The 26,387-nt window shown below is 30.2% G+C and carries 32 protein-coding genes and 1 pseudogene; 28 read left to right on the top strand and 5 right to left on the bottom strand.

The features are described from left to right. The 25 genes from IO99_RS02615 to IO99_RS02495 all read left to right on the top strand — a co-directional run bounded on the left by IO99_RS02615 (position 1) and on the right by IO99_RS02495 (position 17,796). Complete coding sequence (locus IO99_RS02615; RefSeq protein WP_051823866.1) at positions 1–474, top strand: GNAT family N-acetyltransferase; 474 nt, start codon at positions 1–3, stop codon at positions 472–474. A gap of 82 nt (positions 475–556) precedes the next feature. Next, positions 557–1,150: a GNAT family N-acetyltransferase gene (locus IO99_RS02610; protein ID WP_051823864.1), complete on the top strand. Its 594-nt coding sequence runs from the start codon at positions 557–559 to the stop codon at positions 1,148–1,150. Between the two features lie 54 nt (positions 1,151–1,204). Beyond that, positions 1,205–1,888 carry a 5'-methylthioadenosine/adenosylhomocysteine nucleosidase gene (locus IO99_RS02605; protein WP_035129875.1) on the top strand — a complete coding sequence of 228 codons (684 nt, stop codon included), beginning with the start codon at positions 1,205–1,207 and terminating at the stop codon, positions 1,886–1,888. A gap of 90 nt (positions 1,889–1,978) precedes the next feature. Continuing rightward, entirely contained in the window at positions 1,979–2,446 is a 468-nt protein-coding gene (locus IO99_RS02600; protein ID WP_035129872.1) for a GNAT family N-acetyltransferase, read from the top strand. Between the two features lie 91 nt (positions 2,447–2,537). After that, positions 2,538–3,041 (top strand): GNAT family N-acetyltransferase, encoded by a 504-nt coding sequence (locus IO99_RS02595; RefSeq protein ID WP_035129869.1) that lies wholly within the window; start codon positions 2,538–2,540, stop codon positions 3,039–3,041. A 38-nt stretch (positions 3,042–3,079) separates the two neighbouring features. Beyond that, complete coding sequence (locus tag IO99_RS02590; protein WP_035129866.1) at positions 3,080–3,514, top strand: GNAT family N-acetyltransferase; 435 nt, start codon at positions 3,080–3,082, stop codon at positions 3,512–3,514. Positions 3,515–3,706: 192 nt separating this feature from the next. Beyond that, entirely contained in the window at positions 3,707–4,003 is a 297-nt protein-coding gene (locus IO99_RS02585; RefSeq protein WP_035129863.1) for a GNAT family N-acetyltransferase, read from the top strand. Beyond that, positions 3,964–4,329, top strand: a complete 366-nt coding sequence (locus IO99_RS18620) for a GNAT family N-acetyltransferase (protein ID WP_084178043.1) — start codon at positions 3,964–3,966, stop codon at positions 4,327–4,329. The genes IO99_RS02585 and IO99_RS18620 overlap by 40 nt, the downstream gene beginning before the upstream one ends. A gap of 51 nt (positions 4,330–4,380) precedes the next feature. After that, positions 4,381–4,950 carry a GNAT family N-acetyltransferase gene (locus IO99_RS02575; protein WP_035129859.1) on the top strand — a complete coding sequence of 190 codons (570 nt, stop codon included), beginning with the start codon at positions 4,381–4,383 and terminating at the stop codon, positions 4,948–4,950. Between the two features lie 17 nt (positions 4,951–4,967). Continuing rightward, the gene (locus IO99_RS02570) at positions 4,968–5,849 is read left to right on the top strand and encodes an aminoglycoside 6-adenylyltransferase (RefSeq protein ID WP_035129857.1); all 882 of its coding nucleotides are present in this window, start codon (positions 4,968–4,970) and stop codon (positions 5,847–5,849) included. Between the two features lie 220 nt (positions 5,850–6,069). Continuing rightward, complete coding sequence (locus IO99_RS02565; RefSeq protein WP_035129854.1) at positions 6,070–6,867, top strand: class I SAM-dependent methyltransferase; 798 nt, start codon at positions 6,070–6,072, stop codon at positions 6,865–6,867. Between the two features lie 30 nt (positions 6,868–6,897). Then, complete coding sequence (locus IO99_RS02560) at positions 6,898–7,419, top strand: GNAT family N-acetyltransferase (RefSeq protein WP_035129849.1); 522 nt, start codon at positions 6,898–6,900, stop codon at positions 7,417–7,419. Between the two features lie 160 nt (positions 7,420–7,579). After that, positions 7,580–8,323 carry a S66 family peptidase gene (locus IO99_RS02555; RefSeq protein WP_198028546.1) on the top strand — a complete coding sequence of 248 codons (744 nt, stop codon included), beginning with the start codon at positions 7,580–7,582 and terminating at the stop codon, positions 8,321–8,323. A 10-nt stretch (positions 8,324–8,333) separates the two neighbouring features. Then, complete coding sequence (locus IO99_RS02550; RefSeq protein ID WP_035129846.1) at positions 8,334–8,831, top strand: GNAT family N-acetyltransferase; 498 nt, start codon at positions 8,334–8,336, stop codon at positions 8,829–8,831. 61 nt (positions 8,832–8,892) lie between these two features. Further along, a complete protein-coding gene (locus IO99_RS02545; RefSeq protein WP_035129843.1) occupies positions 8,893–9,432 on the top strand; it encodes a GNAT family N-acetyltransferase in 540 nt (179 codons plus the stop codon). A 153-nt stretch (positions 9,433–9,585) separates the two neighbouring features. After that, positions 9,586–10,119 (top strand): GNAT family N-acetyltransferase, encoded by a 534-nt coding sequence (locus IO99_RS18240; protein WP_051823859.1) that lies wholly within the window; start codon positions 9,586–9,588, stop codon positions 10,117–10,119. Between the two features lie 25 nt (positions 10,120–10,144). Continuing rightward, the gene (locus IO99_RS02535; RefSeq protein WP_198028545.1) at positions 10,145–10,996 is read left to right on the top strand and encodes a DUF2268 domain-containing putative Zn-dependent protease; all 852 of its coding nucleotides are present in this window, start codon (positions 10,145–10,147) and stop codon (positions 10,994–10,996) included. 55 nt (positions 10,997–11,051) lie between these two features. After that, the gene (locus tag IO99_RS02530; RefSeq protein WP_035129837.1) at positions 11,052–11,624 is read left to right on the top strand and encodes a GNAT family N-acetyltransferase; all 573 of its coding nucleotides are present in this window, start codon (positions 11,052–11,054) and stop codon (positions 11,622–11,624) included. 39 nt (positions 11,625–11,663) lie between these two features. Then, complete coding sequence (locus IO99_RS02525; RefSeq protein WP_035129834.1) at positions 11,664–12,425, top strand: GNAT family N-acetyltransferase; 762 nt, start codon at positions 11,664–11,666, stop codon at positions 12,423–12,425. A gap of 141 nt (positions 12,426–12,566) precedes the next feature. Continuing rightward, complete coding sequence (locus IO99_RS02520; RefSeq protein WP_035129832.1) at positions 12,567–13,130, top strand: GNAT family N-acetyltransferase; 564 nt, start codon at positions 12,567–12,569, stop codon at positions 13,128–13,130. Between the two features lie 24 nt (positions 13,131–13,154). Next, on the top strand, positions 13,155–13,676 hold the full coding sequence (locus IO99_RS02515; RefSeq protein WP_035129829.1) for a GNAT family N-acetyltransferase: 522 nt from the start codon (positions 13,155–13,157) through the stop codon (positions 13,674–13,676). A gap of 56 nt (positions 13,677–13,732) precedes the next feature. After that, positions 13,733–14,254 (top strand): DNA topology modulation protein, encoded by a 522-nt coding sequence (locus IO99_RS02510; RefSeq protein ID WP_035129826.1) that lies wholly within the window; start codon positions 13,733–13,735, stop codon positions 14,252–14,254. Positions 14,255–14,284: 30 nt separating this feature from the next. Continuing rightward, entirely contained in the window at positions 14,285–15,040 is a 756-nt protein-coding gene (locus IO99_RS02505; RefSeq protein WP_035129824.1) for a nucleoside phosphorylase, read from the top strand. A gap of 76 nt (positions 15,041–15,116) precedes the next feature. Continuing rightward, positions 15,117–16,499 (top strand): TldD/PmbA family protein, encoded by a 1,383-nt coding sequence (locus tag IO99_RS02500; RefSeq protein ID WP_035129821.1) that lies wholly within the window; start codon positions 15,117–15,119, stop codon positions 16,497–16,499. A 1-nt stretch (position 16,500) separates the two neighbouring features. Continuing rightward, the gene (locus IO99_RS02495; protein ID WP_035129819.1) at positions 16,501–17,796 is read left to right on the top strand and encodes a metallopeptidase TldD-related protein; all 1,296 of its coding nucleotides are present in this window, start codon (positions 16,501–16,503) and stop codon (positions 17,794–17,796) included. 57 nt (positions 17,797–17,853) lie between these two features. Here IO99_RS02495 and IO99_RS19585 read toward each other — a convergent pair whose 3' ends face one another. The 3 genes from IO99_RS19585 to ltaE form a co-directional block, all read right to left on the bottom strand. Further along, the gene (locus IO99_RS19585; protein ID WP_341349072.1) at positions 17,854–17,988 is read right to left on the bottom strand and encodes an OadG-related small transporter subunit; all 135 of its coding nucleotides are present in this window, start codon (positions 17,986–17,988) and stop codon (positions 17,854–17,856) included. Beyond that, complete coding sequence (locus tag IO99_RS02490) at positions 17,988–19,118, bottom strand: sodium ion-translocating decarboxylase subunit beta (protein ID WP_035129817.1); 1,131 nt, start codon at positions 19,116–19,118, stop codon at positions 17,988–17,990. The genes IO99_RS19585 and IO99_RS02490 overlap by 1 nt, the downstream gene beginning before the upstream one ends. A 223-nt stretch (positions 19,119–19,341) precedes the next feature. Beyond that, positions 19,342–20,370: a low-specificity L-threonine aldolase gene (ltaE, locus tag IO99_RS02485; protein WP_035129814.1), complete on the bottom strand. Its 1,029-nt coding sequence runs from the start codon at positions 20,368–20,370 to the stop codon at positions 19,342–19,344. Positions 20,371–20,566: 196 nt separating this feature from the next. Between ltaE and IO99_RS02480 the strand changes: the two genes are divergently transcribed. Both IO99_RS02480 and IO99_RS02475 read left to right on the top strand, forming a co-directional pair. Beyond that, positions 20,567–21,526: a ribonuclease Z gene (locus IO99_RS02480; RefSeq protein ID WP_035129812.1), complete on the top strand. Its 960-nt coding sequence runs from the start codon at positions 20,567–20,569 to the stop codon at positions 21,524–21,526. Between the two features lie 147 nt (positions 21,527–21,673). Then, complete coding sequence (locus tag IO99_RS02475) at positions 21,674–22,777, top strand: hypothetical protein (RefSeq protein WP_035129809.1); 1,104 nt, start codon at positions 21,674–21,676, stop codon at positions 22,775–22,777. A gap of 153 nt (positions 22,778–22,930) precedes the next feature. Here the strand turns inward: IO99_RS02475 and IO99_RS02470 are convergent, their stop codons facing one another. After that, entirely contained in the window at positions 22,931–24,277 is a 1,347-nt protein-coding gene (locus IO99_RS02470; RefSeq protein ID WP_035129806.1) for a Na+/H+ antiporter NhaC family protein, read from the bottom strand. A gap of 213 nt (positions 24,278–24,490) precedes the next feature. Between IO99_RS02470 and IO99_RS02465 the strand changes: the two genes are divergently transcribed. Then, entirely contained in the window at positions 24,491–25,651 is a 1,161-nt protein-coding gene (locus IO99_RS02465) for a GerMN domain-containing protein (protein ID WP_242844070.1), read from the top strand. 396 nt (positions 25,652–26,047) lie between these two features. On the opposite strand, the pseudogene IO99_RS19255 reads toward IO99_RS02465, so the two are convergent. Continuing rightward, positions 26,048–26,387: pseudogene (locus IO99_RS19255) on the bottom strand (transposase); the annotation flags it as partial.

The following is a 26,387-nucleotide window of genomic DNA, read 5'->3' as shown; positions in this document are numbered from 1 at the left end:
ATGCTAAAGGTAATGCAGATTTCAAGCGACATTGCAGATGTTGTCCATGATATACAAAAAAGGTCATTTAGACAGTTGCTTGACAAATATCATGATTATGATGTAAACCCTGCAATGGAAAGTATTGATATGGTTAAAGAAAAGATGGATAGAGCCAATACTACAGCTTATATTTTTAAGCTGAACGATGTTAATGTTGGCTGGGTTAGAGTAACAGAATTAGCGGAAATGACATATAAGATTTCTGCTTTATGTGTTCTTCCAGAATACCAAAATAGGGGAATTGCACAAGAAGCATTGAAACAAATAGAAAGTTATTATCCTAAAGCACAGAAGTGGATTTTGGATACAATATTTCAGGAAAAGGGCAACTGTCATCTATACGAAAAATTAGGATATAAAAAAGTTGGTGATCTAATACCGATAAATGAAAGAATGACACTTGTTAGTTATGAAAAGATATGTAAAATATAAGATTGATTATTTACTAGAAGCAATTTAAAAATTATAAGATAGTTCGAACTTGCCTAATTTAAAAAAAGAGGAGTGATACTAAGTGACAAGTCATAATATTATGCATGAAATGAAAATTGACAAGTCGTGCTTTGAGGTATTTCCAGAATTAGAATCTGATAGATTAATATTTAGAGAGGTAAATCCAGAAGATGTAGAAGAGATATTTAAGATTTATAGTGATCCTGAAGTTGCTAAATATGATTGGTTTACACCAATCAATACCAAAAGTCATGCACTATCTATCATAAATTGCTACAAAAATGAATTTGAAAGTAAAGAAGAGATTACGTGGGGTGTGGCAAGAAAGAATGATGATAAAATCATTGGATATTGTAATTTAGGGAGCTTTGATGATGCTTCAATAAGAAGCGAGATTGGATATGGCTTTAATCGTGATGAATGGAATAAAGGATATGCAACTGAAGTTATAAGGGTTTTGGTGAAATTCGGATTTGAAGTAATGAACTTTAATAGGATAGAAGCTACTGTAACCCTTGGTAATGAAGCGTCTGTAAAAGCTCTAAAAAAAGCAAACTTTGTTCAAGAGGGTATTTTTAGAGAAAGAACCATTATGAAAGGTGAGTTTGTGGATGATATTGTATTAGCCATATTAAAGAAAGATTATAAAATATGATGATAAAGTTCTTATGGATTTATGCTTTTAAGTAAATAATTAGGGGATGAGTTTTTGAAAATTGGGGTTATTGGACCAACAGAAAATGAAATTATGCCTTTTATTGAGGAGATTTGTAATAAAAAAGTAGAAAATGTTGCTATGCTGACATTTTATCGTGGTATATACAAAAATAGTAATGTTGTTGCATTGTATTGTGGGGTTTGTAAAGTTAATGCAGCCATTGCAACTCAAATATTAATAGATAAATTCAATGTTACTCATATTATTGTGACAGGGGTAGCAGGAGGAATAGATAATATATTAAATATTGGAGATACTGTTATTTCAACAGAAATAACATATCATGATGTGGATGAAGGTATCTTGACTGAATATCATCCATGGATGGAAAGTATATACTTTAAAGCAGACAGTAAGCTGGTTGAATTATGTAGAGCAGTGATAGATAAAAATACATTCACTCAAAAAATATTCTTTGGAAGAATTGTTACTGGAGAAGCCTTTATAAGTGATAGTGGTCGTACTGAAATAATTTCTAAATATCATCCACTTTGTGTAGATATGGAAACGGCAAGTATTGCTCATGTGTGTTACGTGAATAATGTTCCATTCATAGCAATAAGGTCCATAACAGATACGGAAGAAGAATGTGGTGTAGAAGTATTTGAAAATAACTGTATATCAGTATCAAATAATTCTATTAATATTGTTAAAAAAATATTAGAGTCACTTTAAATAAGCTATATTACAGAGTTTTTTTAGTGAATTATAACTTTAAAAGTGATTATGTAATTATATTTATATTTTATAGTAGGAGGATTTTAGTTGATATTAAGAAAAGTTGATAAAGAAAATATAAAAATTGAAATAACAAGAAATATATTAAATAGTTTACCAAATTGGTTTGGTATCCCAAGTGCAATAACAGAATACACTAAGGAAAGTAGTAAAATGCCTTACTGGGCTGTATATGAAAACGATAATGCGGTTGGATTTATTGCATTAAAGCAACATAACAAATATTCTTGTGAAATATATGTAATGGGAATTAAGGAAGAATACCATCGAAAAGGAATTGGTGCGGCCTTGATTCAAGTATGTTGTGATTTTTGTAAGGAAAATAGTATAGAATTTTTACAAGTCAAAACATTAGATGAATCAAATCCAGATCCATCATATGCAAAAACAAGAGATTTTTATACGACAATGGGATTTAAACCTTTAGAATGTTTTACTGAATTATGGGATGAATCGAATCCTTGCTTAATTATGATAATGCATATCGATAAATAAAAAACAATTATAAGTTTTTATAAGTAAATTTTATGAAGTCATATAAAGTATACAATTATACTATATGGAGAAATGTCAAAGGGGGATATTTATGTATAAAGGGGAAATTACAATTAAAGAGACAACAGAAAGAGATTTGGAAAATGTAATGAATCTTTGGAATAATGGAGAGGTTATGTTTTTTGTAGGTTTTCCGGATGGGCTTGGTATTACATTAGATCAATTAAAGGGATGGCTTAAAGGAGCAATTAAAAAGCCAGAAAGATGTCATTACTCTATATATGCTGAAGGTATAGGTTATTGTGGAGAAACTTTTTATGATGTTGATGTCAAGCATGATTTAGCATCAATGGATATTAAATTACTTCCACATGCACAGGGAAAAGGAATCGCGGCAAAAGCATTAAGTTTTGCTATTGACAAAGCTTTTACAGGGGGAAAAGTAAATCAGGTTTATGTTGAACCACAGTCTGCAAATAGAAAGGCGTGGGCACTATATGAAAAGCTAGGCTTTGTAAGCAAAGAAAGACCAACGTATCTTGAAGAGGACGATACCTACTTAGAATTGACAAAGTATGAATGGTATAAGATCTAGGATATGAAATTATTTAATAGGAAGGACGGTAATTAATATTGGTATCATTTAAAGAAATTACAAGAGATAATTTTTGGGATTGCATTGAACTTACTGTGGCAAAAGATCAAGTTAGTTTTGTGACATCTAATGCAGTTTCAATAGCACAATCAAAAATTCAACCAGAGTGCATTCCATTAGCAGTATATGATGATGACATTATGATTGGTTTTATTATGTATTGTATTGATGAAGATGATGGTGAATATTGGATTTACCGTATGATGATTGATGAAAAATATCAATCAAAAGGATATGGAAAAGAATCCTTAGAAAAACTTTTGGATATGATAAAACAAGACAATTCGCATAATAAGATTTTCCTTGGTGTGCACAAAGAAAGTACCTATGCTGTAGTATTGTATAAGAGGTTTGGTTTTGATTTTAATGGACAGGTATTTGGAAGCGAGTACATTATGAGATTAGATTATTAACTAGAAGGAATGTGACAATTGTAAGATAGTCAGAACTTTCATAATTTCAAAACAAATAGGAGTGATGCTAAGTGACAAATTATAGTAAGATGGATGAAATGAAAATTAACTTTTTATTCTAAGTGGTGTAAATTATGATGATGAAGTTCCCCTGGATTTATGCTTGTAAGTAAATAGTTAGGTGGATGTAACATGAGAATTGAAATGCCAAACAAATTAACAGAAAATCAGATAACTGAAATTTTAAATTTAGAAACAGTGTCATTTGGTGAAGATGTGTTAGAAAATCATGATTTTTTATCAAATGAAATTAATTTTGATAAAACAGTGCAGTGTTTTTACATGGGATATGTAAATGATATGTTGGTTGCTTTTTTAACTACTTTTATTCCCACTTCCTATGAAGGAGAAATATTAGCAGTTACACATCCTGAGTATAGAGGAAGAGGATATTTGAAAAAATTACACGAGAGGCTTTTCCAGACTTAGAGGACAGCAGTAATTTTATTGACACAGTAATTTATTCAGAAAACAGAAGGGTATATATAGCATACAAAGAAGGAGCTCCAGTAGGAGTTTTTGATTTTAATTATGAGGAAGGACATGCATTTCTTTATGGAGTGGCCATTGCTATACCATATCGAGGAAAAGGATTTGGAAAACAGCTGGTTGGATTTGCATTGAATGAAGGCCTAAAAAAATCTGATAAAGTAGTCCTTGATGTGGATTCAGAAAATCCAACAGCTTTTAATTTATATAAAAAATGTGGTTTTCAGATTGATTTTCAAGTTGATTATTATAGATATGAATTTTAGTAATACTCAAAGTTAGTTTTATAGTGTAAGAAAATGGAGGAGGAGAGTTTTGTGAGAGAAATAGTATATGACAATTATTATTGGCAAAATAATTTAGTAAGGTTAAGAGCTTGGAGTGAAGATGATTGGGAGTGGGATTATTATACTAATTTTGATACTTCAGCAGCAAGATTAGCAGATTATGAGGTCGACCTTCCACCAACACCTTTAAATTCAAAAAAATACTCTGAAAGAATTGCAAATTTATGTACTAATAATTGTAGAATAACATTTGCTATTGAGACATTAGATGGAATACATGTTGGTAGAATAAATATATTACTAGATGATGACAAGAATGGAACTTTTGGGATTGGACTTAAAATTGATAGAGAACATAGAGGTAAAGGATATGGTACAAGTGCCATGAAATTGCTTTTGAAATATGGATTTATGGAAAGAAGATTAAATAAATATTCTGTAAGTGTCTTAGAAGGAAATGAAGGATCTATCAAAATGCATAAAAAACTTGGATGTGAACAGGAAGGGGTTTTAAAGCAAAATATTTATACCAATGGTAGATATTATGATGAAATATATTTTGGCTTAACAAAAGAAATGTATTTAAATATATGGAAGTGATAAAAAGGAGTATTATGATGAGAACTGAAAAGGAAATGTTTGATTTAATATTGGGTGTTGCAAATAGAGATAGCCGAATTAGAGCTGTTTATATGAATGGTTCTCGGGCAAATCCTAATGTGAAAAAAGATATTTTTCAGGACTATGACATTGTTTATGTAGTTACTGAAACAGAATCTTTCATTAGAGATGAGGATTGGGTAAGTGTTTTTGGTGAGCCAATTATTTTCCAAGAACCTGATAAGCTTGATAAAATGCAAGGAAGAGATGTTGATTTTAAAAATGGCTATACTTATTTAATGCAGTTTACAGATGAAAATAGAATTGACTTGCATATTCAGCCTATAGAGATATTAATAAAGGAATATGGAAAAGATAAGTTAACTGTTCCTTTACTTGATAAAGACAGCTGTTTACCACAAATACCAGCAACAACTGATGAAGATTATTGGGTTAAAAGACCTACCTATGGACAATATTTTAGTAGATGTAATAATTTTTGGTGGGTAGCACCATACTGTGCAAAAGGACTTTGGAGGGAAGAAATTCTTTTTACAATAGAAGTAATGAATAGTTATGTACGACAAGAATTATTAACCATGCTATCTTGGAAGGTTGGTATTCAAACAGAATTTAAGGTAAGTATAGGAAAAGCGAATAAACATTTAAAAGAATATTTAGATTTAGATGTATGGACAAGGTTGATGAGTACCTTTAATATGAGTGATTATGATTCTTCTTGGAATGCGTTGATTACAACATGCCAGTTATTTGAAGAGATTGCACCTGAAGTAGGTAAAATATTTGGATATGAATATAATTATGAAGAAGCTAAAAGAAGCTTTGAGTTTATAAAGCATATCAAAGAATTACCGAGGGATGCTACAGAAATATACTAATTATAAGTTAGTCTTATTTTTAAAAATCATAAAGGAGCATAGGGGAATATGATATGTAGATTAGATGGAGAAGAGGATTTGGAAGTTCTCGCAGAATGAGATGGCAACGTGAATAGGCAGAGGAAGGCTTTTCAATTAAGAATGAGGTAATGGAACTAGAACTATAGAAAATTAGGACAAAGAGGAGCAGACCCATAATTTTAAGTAAGGTGGTATTTAGATGAAGATAGAGGATATTTCAAAGATAGAACAGGAAGCAGATAGAGTTTCAGCTCTTTATGATATTTTTGATGAAGGTTCAAGATTATCTACAAAGGCTAGGCAAGTGGAGTTTTTAACAACGGTAAGGCAGATTGAAAAAAGTCTTAGACCAGGTATGAAAATACTAGATTTAGGAGCTGGAACAGGAGAATATAGCTTGTACTTTGCAAAACGGGGATTTGATGTAACTGCCATTGAGCTAGTTGAAAAACATGTTATGCAAATAAAGGGAAAAGTTGATTTTCAAATGTCCATGGAAGTATTTCAAGGTAATGCAATGGATATATCTATGATTAAAGATAAAACTTATGATATTGTATTATGCTTTGGTCCCTTATATCATTTGTCAAAAATTCAAGATAGGATGAAGTGCATAGCAGAAGTAAAAAAAGTTTGTAAGAAGGATGGAAAGATGTTCTTTGCCTTTATATCAAATGACATGGTTATTACTACGGAAACTATGCTCTATGAAGAAGATTTTTTAAAGGGAAATAACTATAATCATGACACCTTTAAAGTTGTAGACTTTCCTTTTGTTTTCCATACAGTAGACCAGTGTAGAAATCTATTAAGAGAATCTGACTTAAAAGTTACGTCAGAGATTGCTGCAGATGGATTAAGTGAACTTTTGGAAGATAAAATAAATAATATGGATGAGGAAAGTTATAGTAAGTGGCTTAACTATCATTATTATTGCTGTGAAAAGCCTGAGTTTTTAGGTACAAGTAACCACCTTTTATTTGTAGCAGAGAAGTAAATATTAAATTCATTGTGAATTGAGGTGTAAATGATGATTGATTTGGTACAGCCAGAACTCTATCTTGAAGAGAAATTTATTGAAATGCTTAATGACTATAATAAAAATGAAGAAGATGTGATTGATAGAAGGTATTCTAGAGCAAATTATGATTTTAAAAGCTATTTAGATTATCTTAAGAAGAGGGAAAAGGGAGTTAATCTAGAAGTAGGACACGTTGCATCATCAGAATGGTGGCTTTTAAATGAAAACAAGGATATTTTAGGAACTGTTAGATTAAGATATGAGATTAATGAGACAAACTATGAAGAAGGTGGACATATTGGTTATGATATATCACCAAGGTATAGAAGAAAGGGATATGGAAAGTTAATATTAAATTTAATATTGGAAAAAGCAAGGGTGCTAGGACATAGAACAGTTTTAGTAACATGTGACTTTGATAATATTGGTTCTAAAAAGATAATTGAGTACAATGGTGGAAGGTTAGAAAACACTGTAATTTCAAAGGAATCAGGTAAAGAGGTATTAAGATATTGGATAGAACTTTAATTGGAAAGGATTTCTTTTTACCACAGATAGCTATGGAAAAGTATATTATTTAAGATATCTATTTAATTGGTATATGATATATGAACTATAGTGATATAAATAATATGAAAGATAAAGTCTACAAGAATTAAAGGAATGAAGTTATTATCTGACAGGAGGAATGAACTTAAATTCACTCCTTCCTTATATAGATTATGAAGCATTTAAAAAGAATCCTAAAATAATAATAGGTTATTCTGATGTTACAGCAATTCTACTTGCAATTTATGAACAAACAGGGATAAGTACTTATTATGGACCTGCACTAGTAGCTTCATTTGGGGAATTACCACCCTTTGTTGATGCCACCTTTGAATATTTAAAAGAAATTACAATGGATGAAATAAAAATTCCTTATGTTTTTGAAATTCCACAATATTGGACAGATGAATATGTTAATTGGGAAACACAAGATAGAGGCAAAGAAGAGAGAGAAAATAGATGGATTACGATCTATGAAGGGGTTGCTAGAGGTAGAGTAATAGGTGGAAATCTGAATACAATGCAAGGTATATGGGGGAGCAAATACATGCCTGAAATAAAGGATGGAGATATACTTTTTATAGAAGATTCTTTAAAAGATGCTGCAACAATAGAAAGAAGTTTTTCTTTTTTAAAAGTAAATGGTGTTTTTGATAGAATTTCGGGAATAATCCTTGGAAAGCATGAACTATTTAATGATTTAAATACAGGTAGAAAACCATATGAAATATTATTAGAAGTGTTGGGAGATAAAAGACTACCATTTATCGCAGACTTTGATTGTTGCCATACACATCCTATGTTTACCCTACCATTAGGGTGTGAGATTGAACTTGATGCTAGAAACAAGAAAGTAAGCATTATTGAGGAGTGGAGATTGTAGGAGGAATTTTATGATTAATTTGCGGTATCCAATAATAGAAGATGCTGAGGATTTCTTTAGAATACTTATAGAGGGAAGGTTTGAATTTTATTATGCAACAATACCTGAAAGTATTGAATTGGAGAGAGAATGGATTAAGAGACGAGAGTATAAAAGAGCAAATAATCTTGAATACAATTATTCAATCATCTATGAAGATGCTGTGATTGGTGGATGTAATATAAAAATATTTCAAGATAGTCCTCACGTAGGAGAAATAGGTTATTTTATAGATAGAAATTTTTTTAATAGGGGCATTGCAACCGAAGTTGTGAAGGAGTTAGAAAATATTGCTTTTAATGATTTGAAGTTAATAAGACTGGAAATTCGTATGGATCCACGAAATAAAGCAAGTGAAAGAGTTGCTATAAAGAATAACTTTAAAAAAGAAGGCTTATTAAAAAAGGTTATGAAGTTTGAGAATAACTATTATGATAATTTGCTCTATGCAAAAATAAATGAAGAATAACCAAAGGAGAGATTAAAAGAAAAGATTCAATTGTAATAAATTTAAAGGAGAAAATAAAATCATGAAAATATGCTTTGAAGAATTTAAAGATGAAATTGATACTCTTGTAGGATTTTTAACATCAGATACTTGGGAATTTTATGGAACACCGAACCAAAATCCTGAAAGAATTAGAGAGAGCTATGAAAAACATTATTATACTGGGGATGACTGCAAAACATTTTGGGTTATTCTAGATGAGGATATAAAAGTGGGAATGATAAGAATTTATGATTTACAAGATGATAGCCCGTTGTTTGACATAAAAATTTTGAGCAAGTACAAAGGTATGGGAATTGGGACAATTACAGTGAAGTGGCTTGTTGATTATATATTTAATAATTACTCTGATAAGGAAAGGATAGAGGGAAATACAAGGCAGGATAATTATGCAATGAGATGTGTATTCCATAAGTGCGGTTTTGTTAAAGAGGCACACTATCGAAAGGCATGGGGAAGTAAAAATGGAAAACTATATGATGCAATTGGTTATGGTATTACAAGAGAAGATTGGCAAAATGGAAAAACTACCCCAGTAAATTGGAATGACTTTAAGTGTTAATCATATAAATAAACAAAATTCTTATTTGACGAATTATAGGGATGTAGTAGTACAAAAATAAAATAGATAATTTTTAGTTATGCTTATTCACTTATTGTACAAGTTTAACTAAAGATAATGATGAGAATTACAATAAAGAAAGAAGATTTTAAAATGATAAATATTAGTATAGAAACAGAAAATCTAATTATAAGACCATTTTTACCATACGATGCAAAGGATGCAGTATATTATAGTCAACAACCCAATGTGTCTTACTGGCTGTCTGATATGGTTTTGCATAATGAGTCAGAAGCACTTTCTTGGATAAATTGGCTAAATGAAAAGTTTAATATAAATGAGCCTTTTATAATATTGGCAATTGAATATAAGATGGAGCATAAATGCATTGGTGTTGTGGGAGTTCATGCAAAAGCTGAAATAGATAATGAAGTTGAGATTTTATATGGTATTTCTGATAGCTACCAAGGGAATGGATATGCAACAGAAGCAGCTAAAGCGCTAATTCAGTGGGTTTTTGAAAATACTGAATTAAAGTCTTTAACTGCAATCATAAAGCCAGAGAACACTTCATCTAAAACTGTAATTAATAAACTTGGATTTAATTATGTTGACGACAGAGTAGTACTATATGATGGTGAAATGTGTAAGTTTAATTATTATAAATTGTTTAATAATCATTCATAATAATTATGTTAAAAAGGAGAGCGCAATGAAGTTAGATATAATAGCTGTTTACGAAAATCTGGATGACTACTTGTTAGATATGGAAAAAGAAAATGCAGATTTTGAGATGTTATGGGATAAATATGCCATTAAGCCTTATTGGGAAAAAATTAGCCAATGGGCGCCATTTGATATGTCTGATAGAAAACCACAACCTATCAAGAACATATCTAAATTAAAACAACAGATTGAAGTAATGAGAAATATAGACATTAACGATATTAAACATAGGTTTATGCAAATAGTAAATACACTTCCTAATTATGATGATGATCCTATAGTAATTGCCATCTATCCCGTTGATGATGACAATTTGATTGTTAAGGAAAATCAAAATGGTGTATGGGGAGTTAATGTGTTTGGTAACATTTTATTAAACATTAATCCATTAGCTAAAAATTATTTAGAGTGGATACCTTATGTATTTGCTCACGAGTATCATCATAGCGTGTGGGGGAATTATTGGCACGTGGTACATGGAGGACGTACAGGAAAGTTTATAGAATCTATGCTAATCGATGGGCAAGCAGATGCCTTTGCGAAAAGTTTTAATCAGTCTTTAAATCCTAAGTGGATTTCTCAAATAAGTGAAGAACAAGAAGAGGAATTATGGAATAAGCATTATTCTAAATTGTTAAATTATACTGATGTAGATTATGGTAAATACATGTTTGGTGATGATGAAGAGGGAATACCTTGGTGTGCAGGTTATTTCTTTGGATATAGAATTGTTGAATATTTTAAAAGAAACTATCCATATACTAGTGAAAAGGAAATGATTGAAATGAATTCAGATGAAATCTATGATATGAGTGGGTATGGTCAAAATAATAAGTAGTTTTTAATAAATATCTAGAGAAATAAGGAACTTAAATTAAAAAGGGGAAATTTATATGTTGACACATAAGGGGACAAAAACAATAAATACAGATAGGCTTTTACTGAGAAAGCTTGAAATTGAAGATTCCAATGACATGTTTAAAAACTGGGCAACAGATAGTGAAGTAACAAAATTTTTATCTTGGAAGCCCCATGATAATGTAGAAGAAACTAAAGAAATTATAAAACAGTGGACTTTGGAATATGAAAATGATGATAACTATAATTGGGCTATTGTGTTAAAAGATATTGGAGAAGTTATAGGTGAAATTTCTTTGGTGAGAATAAATGAAAAACATTATTCCTGTGAAGTAGGATATTGTATGTCAAGAAAATATTGGAATATGGGCATAATGACTGAAGCATTGAAGGCTGTGATTGATTATTTATTTTCTGAAATTAGATTTAATAGAATAGTAGCACTTCATGATACTAAAAATGGTGCATCAGGAAAGGTAATGAATAAAAGTGGAATGAAGTATGAAGGAACATTAAGACAAGCTAGTTTCAGTGAGAAAAGAGGTTTTTATGATTTAGCGATATATGCGATATTAAAAGATGAATGGAATAGTGAAAGTAGAAGGTAAAATAGAGAAAGTTCTATGAATATAAAGGAGAATATTGATATGTATACAAAAAATGAAATTATAGAAATTGCTAAGGCTCAGTTAGCTCTGGATTATAGCTGTGAAGTAGCTGATTTTGAAAAAGAAGTAAATACAGTAGTTGAGAATAAACTTGTTGAAGGTAGAAGAATTTATGATAATGATGGATGTGCTCTTAAAATACTATGTTTTGGAAACAAAGCAATTATTAGTACAACTCCTACATTGATGCCATGGTTTGAAGAAAAATTTATTAATGCAAGTGCTGCATGGCTATTTGAATATCCTAAACTTAGAGCTATTGATAAAAAGCTACAGGAGGTTGGACATGAGATAGCAGATGCTCACCATTATTATCTACCAAATCCTGATGTGCAAGAGATGGATAAACCTATTTATGATATAAAATGGTACGAGCAAGAAGAAATTTTGAAGTTTGAGGGTGATAAGAGATTTGGAGAAGCTTTTTTATTTGATAAAAATCATCCAGATATGCTTGCAGTTTCTGCTTGGGATGGTGATGAAATAATTGGTATGGCGGGTGCCAGTGAAGATAGTAAAACCATGTGGCAAATAGGTATCGATGTTCTGCCAAATCACAGAGGTAAGGGAATAGGAACCACCTTAGTTAAACTTTTAAAAAATGAGATTTTAAAGAGAGGAAAGATTCCTTTTTATGGAACGGCAGAATCTCATTTCCACTCACAAAATATTGCTATAAATTCAGGATTTTTCCCAGCATGGGCAGAGCTTTATTCGAAAAGTAATTCTAAGGAAAGTTAGTGATATTAAACTATATAAGGAATGTGGTTTTGATCACTTAAACATGATACAGCTTAGAAAAAATTATGATAAATCCTTAGATAAGAATGAGCACATAGAAGTTTTAGGTTTTGATTTTATAAAGTATTAAAGGAGATATTTATGATAGAGGGGAAAAGTGTAGTTATAAGGCAACTTGAACTAGGAGATGAGGAGTATTTATATAAATGGTGGAATGATGGAAGTTTTATGTCTCATGCTGCCTTAGCCTATGGTACTTTAGAGAGTAAGACTGCGATAAGAAATAGTATAGAGAAGGAAGTTTTAAATTCACAGTTATATGCTGCAAGTAAAAGATTTATAATCTGCAAGAAGGAGGATATGACTCCTATAGGTGAGATGAGTTATTGTGGCTGGGATAAAAGGGAGCAAAAATGTGAATTTGGAATAAAGATTTGGAAGGAAGAGCAAGGAAAGGGCTATGGAAAGGATGCTTTAAGTCATTTCATAGATTTCATGTTTAGATTTTTAAATTTAAATAAGATTGAACTTACTAGCATGATAGATAATAAACGCGCTCACAGTTTATATAGAGCTTTAGGCTTCAAAGAAATTGGAATTGTAAGGGAAGGGTTCTTTGATAGTAGAACAGGAAAGTTTTCAGATGTAATGTACATGGATTTATTGAAAAGAGAATGGATTGATATTAGAGAAGAAGTATTGTAACAGATACATCAGAAGGAGATAATTATGATTTTAAACCAAGTTATAGGAATTGAAACTGAGAGATTAATTATTAGAACAATGTCACTTAGATTTATAACAGAAGTCTTAAAAAATGATATAAATGCATATGATCATATAGGTGTAAATTTTAATGAAGAATGGCCAAGCTCCGATATAATGCCTGCTTTACCAATATTTAAGGCTCAGATAGAAAAGAAACTTCCTGATGGATATGGACCTTGGATTTTTATTGATAAGGCGGACAATACCATAATTGGTGATGGTGGATTTAAAGGTTTTTCAAATGAGATTGGAGAAATTGAAATTGGTTATAACATAGTTGAAAGCAAAAGAATGCTTGGGTATGGCTATGAAGCAGTTAATGCTTTGATAGAATGGGCATTTTCGCAGGAATCTGTGAAGGTAATTACGGCAGAATGCTTAAGAGATAATATGCCCTCTATTAACTTATTAAATAAGGTTGGAATGACTAAGGTTAGAGAAGATAAAGAATTGGTTTATTTATCCTTAGATAAGGGCATTTAATAGTATAGTGCTTATCATGTAAAAAATTATTAAGGATAAGGAGAATATTTATAAATATGAATAAGATTGCTGTAATAGGTAGTGGTGGTTCAGGTAAATCTACATTTTCACGTAAGTTAGGAAACACATTAAATCTTCCTGTATATCATCTAGATACTTTGTATTGGAACCCGGGTTGGATAGAGACGCCAAAGGATAAATGGGAGAGTGTAGTAAGAGAATTAGCTGATAATGATCAATGGATTATAGATGGAAACTATAGATCAACTATGGATATTAGGTTAAACTCAGCAGATACAATAATATTTCTTAATATGTCAACTCTACTTTGCACCTATAGAATTGTAAAGAGAAGATTCATGTTCAAAGGAAAGAAAAGGCCAGATATGACAGAGGGATGTGAAGAAAAGTTAGATTTAGAGTTTGTTAAATGGGTATGGAAGTTTAATAAAAATGAAAGACCTAAGATTTTAGAAAAGCTTAAAAACTATAAAGACAAGAAGATAATAGTACTTAATAATCCAAGAGATGTAGATGAGCTTATTAAAAATTTAAAAGAAAATCAGAATGGTGAGTAAAGTTGATAAGAGTGTAAAGGAGATGGAAAAATGAGTATAATTCACAGTTTTGATGAGTGCATGGAGTCCATAATAAATCCAAAGGAAGTAATAGAGAGAATTGAAGGTTTTCCTAAAGTAGTAATAGCCACTTTTTCTCATAAAGTAATGGATGTTTTTTCAAAGTTAGAAGATGTAGTTCAAGTAGGAGTTACAAGGTCAGTAAATGGTGACATAATTATTTATAAGATGAATTACAAGGGCAAGGATATAGGATTTTATATGACTCCAGTAGGAGGCTCCTTTGCAACAGGTACCCTTGAAGAAATTATAGCTATGGGAGCAGAGAAGGTTATAGTATATGGCTCTTGTGGTTCATTAGATAAAAATATTACAGCTGGACATTTAATTGTTCCAACTGATGCATATAGAGATGAAGGGGTAAGTTATCACTATATGAAACCAAGTGATTATGTAACTATTGAAAAGGCTGATAAATTGGCAAGTATATTAAATGATTTAAAAATTCCCTATGTTAAAGGAAAGATTTGGACAACTGATGCAATTTATAGAGAAACCATAGGAAATATGCAAAAAAGAAAGGCTGAAGGATGTATTGCTGTGGATATGGAATGTGCATCACTAGCAGCTATGTGCAAGTTTAGAGGAGTAGAGTTTTTTCAATTTCTATACTCAGCAGATAACTTAGATAGTGAAAAGTGGGAAAAAAGAATTCTTGGTAATTTAGACTTAAGTGAAAGAGAAAGATATATGATGATAGCCTTTGAAATTTCAAGTAATATATAAAAACATTTTAAAATAAATGTAATTAATGTATAATAATAACATGGATATAAAAATGCTAATTTTAGGGGGGAAGTTTATGATTATATCAAATTTCAGTAAATATTCTAATTTGCTAAAGGGGTATACAGAACTGCGATGCCAAGAAAATTCATCCATAGGTATAATGATGACAAATGGCAATTTGATTCAGAATATTAGATCATCTTCTAGTGGTATTTCTGCAAGAGTAAATGTAAATGGAGCATGGGGATTTGCTTCTAATTCTAATATTAAGGATGAAAGTATTAGACAAGTATTAAATATTGCAAGACAAAATGGGGAATTTTTAAATTCTAAGTCAGTGAGTAGGCATAGAGAGTTAATAACTTCAAACTATTCTATAGAAAAATCATTTGCTACAAAGAAGGCAAGATTAACTCAAAAACAATTAATAGAATTTACTAAAGAGATAGATAATTATATTATAAAAAAATATAGTAATTTAGTTAGCAGAAGTATAAGAATTAATGAATTAAATATGGAAAAAAGTCTTATTACATCTTCTGGAGCTGAGTTATATTCATTTTTACCAAGAGCAAATATAATGATAGAATTAGTGGTTAATGATAATAATGGTGTACCTATAGAATTATATGAAATTATAAGTGGATTGGGTCAATTTGAAGATAAATTTTTAAAACCAGAAGATCTATATGAAAAAATAGATAAGACTTATGAAAGACTAAGAGAAAAGGCTGAGGGAGTATATGCAAGTGGTGGATTAAAAGAGTGTATATTGGCTACAGATTTAGCTGGTATCCTTGCCCATGAAGCAGTTGGACACACTACAGAGGCAGACGTTGTACTAGCTGGCTCTATAGCAAATGAATATATGGGCAAAGAGGTAGCTAGTCCGTTAATTACTTTAGTGGATTATGCTAATACAGCATTTGGTGATACATGTCTAGTACCTATATATATAGATGATGAAGGAACTAAGGCAGAGGATGTAACTATAATAGATAAGGGCATTTTAAAGGGATATATGCATAATAAAGAAAGTGCAAATATGTTTAATGTAGCACCAACGGGAAATGCAAGAGCCTATGAGTTTTCAGATGAGCCTATAATAAGAATGCGAAACACTTGTATCCTTCCAGGAACGAATAAACTTGAAGAAATGATTGCTTCTGTAGAGGATGGATACTATCTAATGAATCCTGGTAATGGTCAAGCTGATGCTACTAGTGAGTTTATGTTTGGAGTAACTATGGGCTATGAAATAAAGAATGGAAAGCTAGGTAAAGCCATAAAGGATACCACTATATCAGGAGTGGCCTTTGATATGTTAAAGACTGTTACCATGGTATCTGATGACCTTTCATGGTCAAATAGTGGAATGTGTGGCAAGAAACAACCTATAACTGTAGGTATGGGTGGACCTGCAATAAAATGTAGTGTAAATATAGGGGGAAAATAGTATGGGAAATAGAGAAATAGCCTTATATTGTATTGATAATATAGTGAAGCAAGGGGCGGATAAGTCTCAATGCATTCTTAAAAGTAATAAAAAATATGAGTTGAATTTTGGAAATGAAGATATAACTCTTTTAAGAACAACTATTGATACTAACATAGATTTAGTAGCTATAAAGGATGATAAAAAATCTACTATAACCTTAAATAAACTAGAAGAAGAAGCAATAAATACAAAAATTAAAGAGTTAATGGAGATGTGTGAATCAGCAGAGAGTGATCAGTGTAATGATATTGCAGAAGAGCAACCTAAAGAGGAATTTAGTAGTGGAGCTAGTGAGCCAGACTTAGATAAGATGTATGAATTTACAAGTGTGTTTTTAAAGAAACTAAAGGAAGAGTTTCCGCAGGTTAAGTTTGTGGATGGAACTACCTTAGAATTCAATAGTAGTGAAACTAATTTTTTAAATTCTAATGGTGTAGACTTTAAAATAGTAGAAGGAATATATAGAGTTGACATAGGGTTCTTGGCAAAGGAGGGTGAAAAATCTACATCTTTTACAGGTTTTAGTTATTTATTTAATGAATTACCTTTAGATTTTATGGAGTATGCTGATGTTAGACAAAGATTTAAGGATATAGTTAGTCAACTTAATTGCGAGAGAATAAAGGATAAATTTATTGGAGATATAATTTTAACTCCAGAGTTAGTAGTAGAAATGCTATATTACTATAATATAAATTTTCTTGGAGATAGATCACTAATTGGTGGTACAAGTATTTTAAAGGATAAATTAAATGAGAAGGTTGCTAATCATAATTTTACGGTTAAATGCATGCCATTATGTGATGAGATAGCTAATAAAAACTTCATAACTGCAGATGGATATAAAACAGAGAATATAAGTATCATAGAAAATGGGATATTAAAGTCATTTATTATAGGATTATATGCTGCAAAGAAAATTGGAAAGCCAGTTACTAAAACTGACTTTAATATAGTTGTGGATAATGGAGATAAATCCATAGAAGATATAATAAAATCGACTAAAAAAGGAATAATTCTAGGAAGATTTTCAGGAGATATGCCAGCATCAAATGGAGATTTTTCAGGAGTAGCTAAAAATAGTTTTTATGTTGAAAATGGAGAAATTAAGTATGCCATAACTGAAACTATGATAACTTCAAATTTAAAGGATATGTTTAATAATATAGAAGAAATTTCTATAGAAACTTTAAATACTGGAGAATCCGTAACTCCTTGGATGAAAATTAAAGGTGTAACTATTTCAGGAAATTAAAATCATAAAAGCTCTATGACTGAAGACTTTTAGTCATAGAGCTTTGCTATATATTGTTTATTCTTCACCTTTAAATATGGAGCCTAATCCTTTAATAGCTAAAAATATTATAAGCATTACTACAAAGATTCCACCCATACCTTTACCCATTACAATTAAACTTTCCATGAATGCCTCTATATTTATATTCATTACATGCCACCTCCGATTAAGAAGAGAACTAGTCCACCAGCTATAACAGATCCTATTTGTCCAGATACGTTAGCTGCAACCGCATGCATTAATAAGAAGTTTTGAGGATCTTCTTTTTGACCCATTTTTTGGATTACTCTAGCGGACATAGGAAATGCAGATATTCCAGCTGCTCCAACCATTGGATTAATTTTATCCTTTGCAAATAGATTTATAAATTTAGCAAATAAAACTCCACCAATAGTGTCAAATATGAATGCAATTAGACCAAGACCTATAATCATAAAGGTTTGAGAGGTTACAAAGAATTCAGCTTTCATCTTAGAAGCTATAGTAATTCCTAAAAGTAAGGTTACTAAGTTAGCTAATTCATTTTGTGCAGTGCTGGATAACCTTTCTAAAACACCACATTCTCTAATTAGGTTACCAAACATTAAGAAACCTATTAAAGCTACAGAGGTTGGTGCAATAAGACCAGCAATAACAGTAACTATTATTGGAAATAATATCTTTGTAGTTTTAGAAACAGATTTAGGATTGTACTTCATTTTTATCTGTCTCTCTTTTTTAGTAGTTACTAGCTTGATAGCAGCTGGTTGAATAATTGGTACTAAAGACATATAGGAATAGGCGGCCACGGTTATGGGTCCTATGTAATTGCTTTTAAAATAGTTTGCAACAAAGATAGAAGTAGGTCCATCAGCAGCTCCTATAATTCCGATGGAAGCTGCATCTTTTAATGAAAATCCTAATAGTGCCGCTAAAGAAATGGTAAAGAATATACCAAACTGAGCTGCAGCGCCAAATAAAAGCATTTTCGGATTTGTAAGCAATGGACCAAAGTCGATCATAGCTCCAATACCTATGAATAAAATAAGTGGAAATAGCTCATTAGCTATACCCATATTAAATAAATTGTCTATTATTCCGATTTCTTCATGACCATTAATAAGTTGAGTTACAGCTCCAGAGAGTGGTAAGTTTACAAGAATAGCACCAAACCCCATTGGTAGTAAAAGTGCCGGTTCAAAACCTTTTTTAATAGCAAGCCATATTAGCCCTGCACCTATACCCCACATTATTAGTTGTTGCCAGGTGAGGGACATTATGCCCTTCAATAGAAATTCCATGATTAATCCTCCCATATAAGTTAAATATTTTGCCATTGTAGTTAGTGAGTGTAATTATAATAAAATAGTATTCCCCAATATATTTATTACAACAACATAATTTTACTACAACGTATACATAATTTCTATAATTGTATTTATATAACATAAAAATAACCTAGGTTATAGTTAAAAGTGAATAGAATAAGCACTTAACCTACAACCTTAGGTTAAAATATAATCATTAAGTAGTTAAGTAATCTTTTAGTGTTTTTATAATAAAATCTATGTTTTCATAACTAATCCAGTAGTGAGTAACAAATCTCATTAAGCCATCTTCTATATCACAAACCTTTATGCCTCTTTCTAAAAGGTGTTGAACTAAGTCTTGAGAATTTACAGAAGTAGGTAGTTTAAAGAATACCATATTTATGTGTAGGTTATCTTCCATTACTTTAAATCCAGGAAGTTTTGCTAGTTCTTTAGATAAGTATACGGCTTTCTCATGATCTACTTTTAGGTTTTTTCTCATATCTTTTAATGCCACAAGCCCAGCAGCAGTTATTACACCACATTGTCTTAAGCCGCCACCCATTAGTTTTCTATATTTTCTAGCTCTATCAATAAAATCTTTGCTACCTGCTAAAATAGATCCTACAGGAGAACAAAGTCCTTTTGATAAGCAGAACATTACTGTATCTACATTTTTAGTGATTTCCTTTACATCTACATCAAGATAAGCAGCTGCATTAAATAATCTTGCACCATCTAGATGAATAGGTAAATTATATTTATTAGCAACTTTTCTTATTTCAGCCATATTTTCTAGAGAAATAACTCTTCCATTTGAATGAGAATTTTCAAGACATATTAAGGCTGTATCAGGATAATGGATATCTTCTTCCTTTCTTATGGTTGCTTCTATTTCACTAGGTGAAAGTTCACCCTTATTGCTATTTAAGGTTCTAAGTTGAACTCCAGCAATAATTGATGCTGCTCCAACTTCATGACAAACTATATGACAGTCATTTCCTAGAATAACCTCATTCCCTTGTCTACAGTGAGTAAGTAATGAAAGTTGGTTCCCAAAGGTTCCACTAGGAACAAATAGTGCAGCTTCTTTGCCTACAAGTTCTGCAGCATATTTTTCAAGTTCTACAGTAGTCTCATCATCTCCATATACATCATCACCTACAGTAGCTTCATACATAGCCTTTCTCATAGCTTCCGTTGGTTCTGTTACGGTGTCACTTCTTAAATCGATAAATTTCATACATATCCCCCCTACGTCATAATTAAATTGTACTATGAGAGGGATTAAAAGTCTAGAATATGTGAAGTGTTAAATAAATATCTAAGACTCTAGTATTATTTATGGAGTTTTTGTAAATATACTTAATATGGTTTAAAATCTATTATAGATTTTAAATTACATTAGATTATAACTTATAAAATAATGGAGGAAAACAATGATAGATGTATGTTTATTAGGCTGTGGAGGATCTATGCCAATGCCGGAAAGAAATCTTTCGGCCACTTTAATTAATTATAAAGGGAGAAAGATACTTATAGATTGTGGTGAAGGGACTCAGGTTTCTATGAAGATGGTGGCATGGGGGGTTAAGTCCATTGATATTATATGTATTACCCATACCCATGGAGATCATATCATAGGACTTCCAGGGCTTCTTTCAACTATAGGTAATAGTGGTAGAACTGAGCCTTTAACTATAATTGGTCCTGAGGGAATTACTAGGGTTGTAAATGGTCTAAGGGTTGTTGCAGAATATTTACCCTATGAGGTAAATATTATAGAAGCCCCTTCAAAGGTAGAGCTTAATGTATCAAAGGATGGGATACATGTGGCAGAGAATAATGAGCATAGAAAAATTCATAGTAGTGAAATAATATTAAATGCTATAGATGTAGACCATTCATCACCTTGCAAGGGATATAGTTTTTATTTTAAAAGGGAAAGAAAGTTTAATGTAGAAAAGGCTATGGCAAATAACATTCCTAAAAATCTATGGAGTAAGCTACAAAGGCAGGAAGAAGTAACTTTTGAAGGGAAAACATATACTGGAGATATGGTATTAGGAGATGAGAGAAGAGGAGTTAAGATTAGTTTAATAACTGATAGCAGACCAATGGATTCAATGGTGGAATTCATTGCAGAAAGTGATTTGTTTATCTGTGAAGGTACCTATGGTAAGGATGAGGATATAGACAAGGCTATCAAAAATAAGCATATGATTTTTAGAGAATCTGCCACTCTAGCTAAGGAAGGAAGAGTTAAAGAGCTTATATTAACTCATTTTAGTCCTATTATGGGAGAACCAGCACAGTTTATAGATAATGCTAAAGAGATATTTGATAATAGTGTCATAGGAGAAGATAGGATGGTTAGGACATTAACTTATATGGACTAAAAAGAATTATCCATTAAATTTATAGCATTATAACTCTATATATTGTAAAATATAGAGTATACTGTTATATTACGTAAAGATAAACTGTAAATATGAGTAAGTTAAAATTGATGTAAATATAGTTTTAATTATTGCTGGAGGTCTAAAATGGATAATATTATTAATAATGATAAAATTAAAGATAAACCTAAAAATTATAAAAAGGAGTACTTAATAGGGATATGTATTTTAATAGGATTTATATTTCTTCAATTATTTATTTCAGGATTTCATGATATTTATGATGATTCACCAGTGTTTTGGATTATACTTATGATATGTGGTATTGGGTTTCATAGGAAGAATTGGAAGGAATATATGATATTGATTTTTCCAATATTAAATTATTTTATATTTAGATTTTTTTATATTTATATTCCTAACTATATTATAATTTTTATAGTATTATCAGTTTTAACTATTTTTTATGCAGTTAAAGAGAATTCCGATAAAAAGAAAATAAAGATTGCTTTAGTTATAGTTCTAGGTATATTGTTATTTTCCACAAACTACTATGTTTATTCTAATCGAATAATAAAGGATGGAAATTTAGAGGCAGAAATAAAACGTTCACAGGAAATAAAAAAGCCTGCCTTTCTTTCTTTAAAACAAGGTGAATTAGATGAAATAGAAAGTATTTGGATTAGTACTGTTAGCAAGGTAAAGAGCTTAAATGGTATTGAGCATATGAATTACCTTAATACACTTTTTATAGATGATGAAGGTTTTATTATGGATTATAGGCCTCTTTTGCAATGCAAAAATCTAAAACGAATGTCTATCTGGTATGGATATCTAAATAAATTAGGAGAGCTTGATACTTTTGGAAAATTAGAAGACTTAGAAATTGTTTTTCCTAAGAAAGGTTCTTTAGAAGAGATGCCATATTTTCCAAATGTAAAAAAACTTGATATTCAGACTAAGAAGCCTACTAGCCTTTTAGGTTTGAAAAATTTCCCAGAAGTTGAGAAGTTTTCACTATCTGTTACAGGGATTCCCAATTTGGAGGGTATAGAAAACCTTACTAATTTAAAAGAAATTACACTACATGATAAAGTTATTGAGAATTATGATAAATTGCTTAGTATACCTACATTGAAGAAAATATCATTATATTCACCACTTAATGTTAATGAAGAGCTTATAAAAACAGCCAAAGCTAAAGGCATAGAAATTGAGATTATGGAAGAATCTAAGATAATATCTGAATAAATTTAAATGATATGTAAGATGAATTTATGAATAATAAATACTAATAATAATTATAATTATAATAAATACCTATGGACTAAAACACTGTTGTGTGCCTAGTCCATAGGTATGGTTTTGTTAAAAAAAGTTATGTTATATAAGTTTTTTATTAAGTTATTTTTCAATATTATATGTCATAAAATTATATTCTTTATGACTTTTTAAATATGTAGACATTAGGCTTATTAGTGGTAATAAAATTAAATAAAAAGAGAATAAAATAGCTCTTGCATCTACACCTAAAGTGGTTAAAGGTACTAATACAGCTACATTCCAAGGTATTAAAGGAGCTATTACAATAGCTGAATTTTCTAGATCAAGTGCCAATCGTTCTTTATCATAACCTAATCTAATATAGGTATCATTCATAGTCATTTTTGTAAGCATTACTGCCAATACTTGAGTACAGCCAACCATGGAACTAATGATACTAGTTATTATAGTAGTGAGAAATAAAGTATAAGGTCTTTTTATTTTATTTAAATATTCTTCTATAAAATCTAGCATATTAGCCCCTTGAAATATTCCGGTAAGTGCTGAAGAGAGAAATACTATAAAGGCTAACTTTATCATTGATATTATACCTCCACCCTTTATGATGCTGTAAAGAGGGTTATCAATAGGTAATTGGAAACCAAAGATGGCAGTTTTAATAATTTCACTACAGGTAGCATGTTGAAAAATGAAAGATATAATAGCAGCTACAGTCATACTGATAAACATAGAAATTTTCACTTCAATTTTAAAGAATGATAGTACAATTATAATTAATGCAGGAAGCAATGCTATTATATTTATATTAAAAGTTTCAGTTAGCTGAGATAATATATCTGAGTTACTATAATTTACAGGCATGAATAAGGATAGAAATAAATATAAACCTAGAGATAATATTAATGGCATTAAAGAAGTTTTAGTCATTCTCTTAATATTATCGTAGAGATTGGTATTTGTAATCGATGCAACTAGATTTGCACTGGAAGACATAGGTGATGCTCTATCTCCAAGATAGGCACCAGAAAGAATTGCTCCAGCTATTATAAGTGTATTGCCACCACCAGCTCTAGCCATTACTATCAAAGAAATACCTACAGTACCAATGGTACCAAAGGAAGTTCCAAGGAGCATAGATATAAAAGCTGACAAAATAAAGGCGCTTACAGCAAAGAAGCTTGGATGAATAAGATTAATTCCATAATAAACAATTGAAGGAACTGTACCAGAAATCATCCAAAGAGAAACGATTGCTCCTATTAGAATAAATATTTTTAATACCCCTAAGGATTCTTTGCCTCCTTCAATTAAATATCTAAAACCATCCCTAATAGAGACACCTCTTTTTAGTGCTATAATAAAGAATATACATAGTACCATGAATAAAGATATAACAGTATCTATATTTGTAATTACTCCTGTTATAAATATAATTGTAGAAATGATTAGCCCTAAAATTACGTCCATAAAAATCCCCCATATAAATAAATTTCACTTATATATTATCTTTAATATTATGAATTTACAATATAAAAAGAGATAAATTTATAGTCTACTGATTTTGAAAATATAGTAAACTTAGAAGGTGGAATTCTATGGAATAAATTTATTTTTATTTTATGGGATTATTTGGATGTATTTGCGTATATTATATAGAGAATATTTTAGGGAGTGATTGTTGTGAGAAGAAAAGTGATTCCTGTAATAATTTTTGCAGTAGCAGTTTTTCTTGCTGGTTGTGGTAATAAAAATAGTGAAGAAGATAAGAATATTCATGTAGATACTAATATAAATAATAATAATGTTGTAACAAACAACATTGATAATACCTTAAAAGAAGAAAAAAATACAGGTTCTAAAGAAACTACTAAAGAGAATAGCACTACTAAACCAGAAGAAAGTAATAATAACCATAAGTCAAGTTATAGTATAGATGACTATTTTAAATTTAAGGAAAATGTAAAATACAGTTATGCTGGTACAAATTCAGAGTATGCAGAATATGTTACCTACGTTGATTATATAAATGGTAATAAGGTTCAACTAAGAAGTAATAATGGAGGAACAGAAACGGTCACAGTTTTACAAAATAATAATGGAGAAATTGCAAAAAAATTTGAAAGAAATGAGTGTTATTATAGAGAAAATTTCACCAATAAACCATATAACGTAAGTGAAGTATTACTAAAGGAGCCACTAGTGGTAGGTACTACATGGAAATTATCAGATGGAAGTAAAAGATATATTTCAAGGGTAGATGTAAAGATTTCAATAGGCAATGGAGATTGTAGTGCTCTTGAAGTTACAACAGAAAATACAAATGGCCAAATTGATTTACAGTATTACGCTGTTAACAAGGGGTTAATTAAATCTATTTATGATATTAAAACCATGAAAGTTACTTCAACTTTAAAAAGTATAGAAGAGAATATGAGATTAAATCAAAGTATAAGATGTTATTATCCAGATGAAAATTATAAAATTCATTATGAAGATAAAAAACTTACTTTTTCCACTAATGATATAACTAAAATTGCTATTCAAAATTTATTTAAGAACTTTCCAGGAAATAACAAGGGACAATTGTTAGGGAAAAATGTAACTATAAATAGTTTATATTTAAATGATGATGGCATGGTATATATAGATTTTAGCAGTAATTTTGTAAAAGAAATGAATGCAGGCTCAGGATTTGAAAGTGCTATCTTAGAGAGCATTGTAAATACTATAGGAAAATACTACGGAGTTAATAAAGTTTATATAACTATAGATAATAAGCCTTATAGTTCAGGTCATATAGTAAAAGCTAAGGGTGAATATTTTAAAGTAACATGTGAATAAGTTAGGAAAAATTTTTATAAAAAATGTTTTGAATATTAAAATGATATAAAGGCTATTTAAAAAGTAGTATATTAGATAAACAATTTCATTAAAAGATTACTCAATGGTATCTTTTAGGTGGAATTGTTTATTTTATGTAAAATATAATAACAACAGAAAAACCAACAATAGACACATAAATACAATAATTTATTATAAAAAGAAAATGAATTTAATAAATTAAGAAAATTTATTTGTTTATAAAACATTATATAAAACAGTAGAATAAACATAGAAAAGTTAAGATGATATTAAGATAATTATTATATAATAGCCCATTGCAAAACTATTAAAAGAATTTAGGCTAAAGTAGCTTTAGGATATTTAATTGGAAATTTTAAACACTATAGATAGGCTTTAAGAAACTAATCTTCTTAAAGAAAGTATGTTGTTTTTTATATTCATGTTGTAGCTGATAATTACTGAAATAAGTTGAGTTATTCCAGATAAAAGTAATTCAGATTTTAGTGAAGAGGTTTTATTTATTTTTAGTTTTGAAATGGCTAGTGTATTTTTGAGAATGTGATTAGTTCTTTCTGTAATTGTTCTAATTTTATAGAGTCTTGTCCATTCATTTGAATCACGAGGAATAGGGCAATTCAATCTAAGTTCCTTATTGATGGTTGGATGATAAATCCTTCCGCAAGGAGACGTTGTGCATGGTGCTTCGCAGGAGAGAATGTATTTTGTTGTTTTA

Origin of the sequence: Clostridium sulfidigenes (assembly GCF_000732635.1) — a bacterium.
Classification (GTDB): domain Bacteria; phylum Bacillota; class Clostridia; order Clostridiales; family Clostridiaceae; genus Clostridium_J; species Clostridium_J sulfidigenes.
The sequence above is the reverse complement of the archived record's forward strand: the minus strand, read 5'-3'. Positions and strand labels throughout refer to the sequence as shown.

Coding starts and splice junctions, on each gene's coding strand:
- IO99_RS02555 (WP_198028546.1), top strand. CDS start 7,580: ATGAACTTAAATTCACTCCTTCCTTATATAGATTATGAAGCATTTAAA.
- IO99_RS02595 (WP_035129869.1), top strand. CDS start 2,538: ATGTATAAAGGGGAAATTACAATTAAAGAGACAACAGAAAGAGATTTG.
- IO99_RS02535 (WP_198028545.1), top strand. CDS start 10,145: ATGAAGTTAGATATAATAGCTGTTTACGAAAATCTGGATGACTACTTG.
- IO99_RS02480 (WP_035129812.1), top strand. CDS start 20,567: ATGATAGATGTATGTTTATTAGGCTGTGGAGGATCTATGCCAATGCCG.
- IO99_RS02510 (WP_035129826.1), top strand. CDS start 13,733: ATGAATAAGATTGCTGTAATAGGTAGTGGTGGTTCAGGTAAATCTACA.
- IO99_RS02500 (WP_035129821.1), top strand. CDS start 15,117: ATGATTATATCAAATTTCAGTAAATATTCTAATTTGCTAAAGGGGTAT.
- IO99_RS02475 (WP_035129809.1), top strand. CDS start 21,674: ATGGATAATATTATTAATAATGATAAAATTAAAGATAAACCTAAAAAT.
- IO99_RS02490 (WP_035129817.1), bottom strand. CDS start 19,118: ATGGAATTTCTATTGAAGGGCATAATGTCCCTCACCTGGCAACAACTA.
- IO99_RS02560 (WP_035129849.1), top strand. CDS start 6,898: ATGATGATTGATTTGGTACAGCCAGAACTCTATCTTGAAGAGAAATTT.
- IO99_RS02545 (WP_035129843.1), top strand. CDS start 8,893: ATGAAAATATGCTTTGAAGAATTTAAAGATGAAATTGATACTCTTGTA.
- IO99_RS02505 (WP_035129824.1), top strand. CDS start 14,285: ATGAGTATAATTCACAGTTTTGATGAGTGCATGGAGTCCATAATAAAT.
- IO99_RS19585 (WP_341349072.1), bottom strand. CDS start 17,988: ATGAATATAAATATAGAGGCATTCATGGAAAGTTTAATTGTAATGGGT.
- IO99_RS02570 (WP_035129857.1), top strand. CDS start 4,968: ATGAGAACTGAAAAGGAAATGTTTGATTTAATATTGGGTGTTGCAAAT.
- IO99_RS02550 (WP_035129846.1), top strand. CDS start 8,334: ATGATTAATTTGCGGTATCCAATAATAGAAGATGCTGAGGATTTCTTT.
- IO99_RS02520 (WP_035129832.1), top strand. CDS start 12,567: ATGATAGAGGGGAAAAGTGTAGTTATAAGGCAACTTGAACTAGGAGAT.
- IO99_RS18240 (WP_051823859.1), top strand. CDS start 9,586: ATGATAAATATTAGTATAGAAACAGAAAATCTAATTATAAGACCATTT.
- IO99_RS02585 (WP_035129863.1), top strand. CDS start 3,707: ATGAGAATTGAAATGCCAAACAAATTAACAGAAAATCAGATAACTGAA.
- IO99_RS02530 (WP_035129837.1), top strand. CDS start 11,052: ATGTTGACACATAAGGGGACAAAAACAATAAATACAGATAGGCTTTTA.
- IO99_RS02565 (WP_035129854.1), top strand. CDS start 6,070: ATGAAGATAGAGGATATTTCAAAGATAGAACAGGAAGCAGATAGAGTT.
- IO99_RS02470 (WP_035129806.1), bottom strand. CDS start 24,277: ATGGACGTAATTTTAGGGCTAATCATTTCTACAATTATATTTATAACA.
- IO99_RS02515 (WP_035129829.1), top strand. CDS start 13,155: ATGATTTTAAACCAAGTTATAGGAATTGAAACTGAGAGATTAATTATT.
- IO99_RS02495 (WP_035129819.1), top strand. CDS start 16,501: ATGGGAAATAGAGAAATAGCCTTATATTGTATTGATAATATAGTGAAG.
- ltaE (WP_035129814.1), bottom strand. CDS start 20,370: ATGAAATTTATCGATTTAAGAAGTGACACCGTAACAGAACCAACGGAA.
- IO99_RS02615 (WP_051823866.1), top strand. CDS start 1: ATGCTAAAGGTAATGCAGATTTCAAGCGACATTGCAGATGTTGTCCAT.
- IO99_RS02525 (WP_035129834.1), top strand. CDS start 11,664: ATGTATACAAAAAATGAAATTATAGAAATTGCTAAGGCTCAGTTAGCT.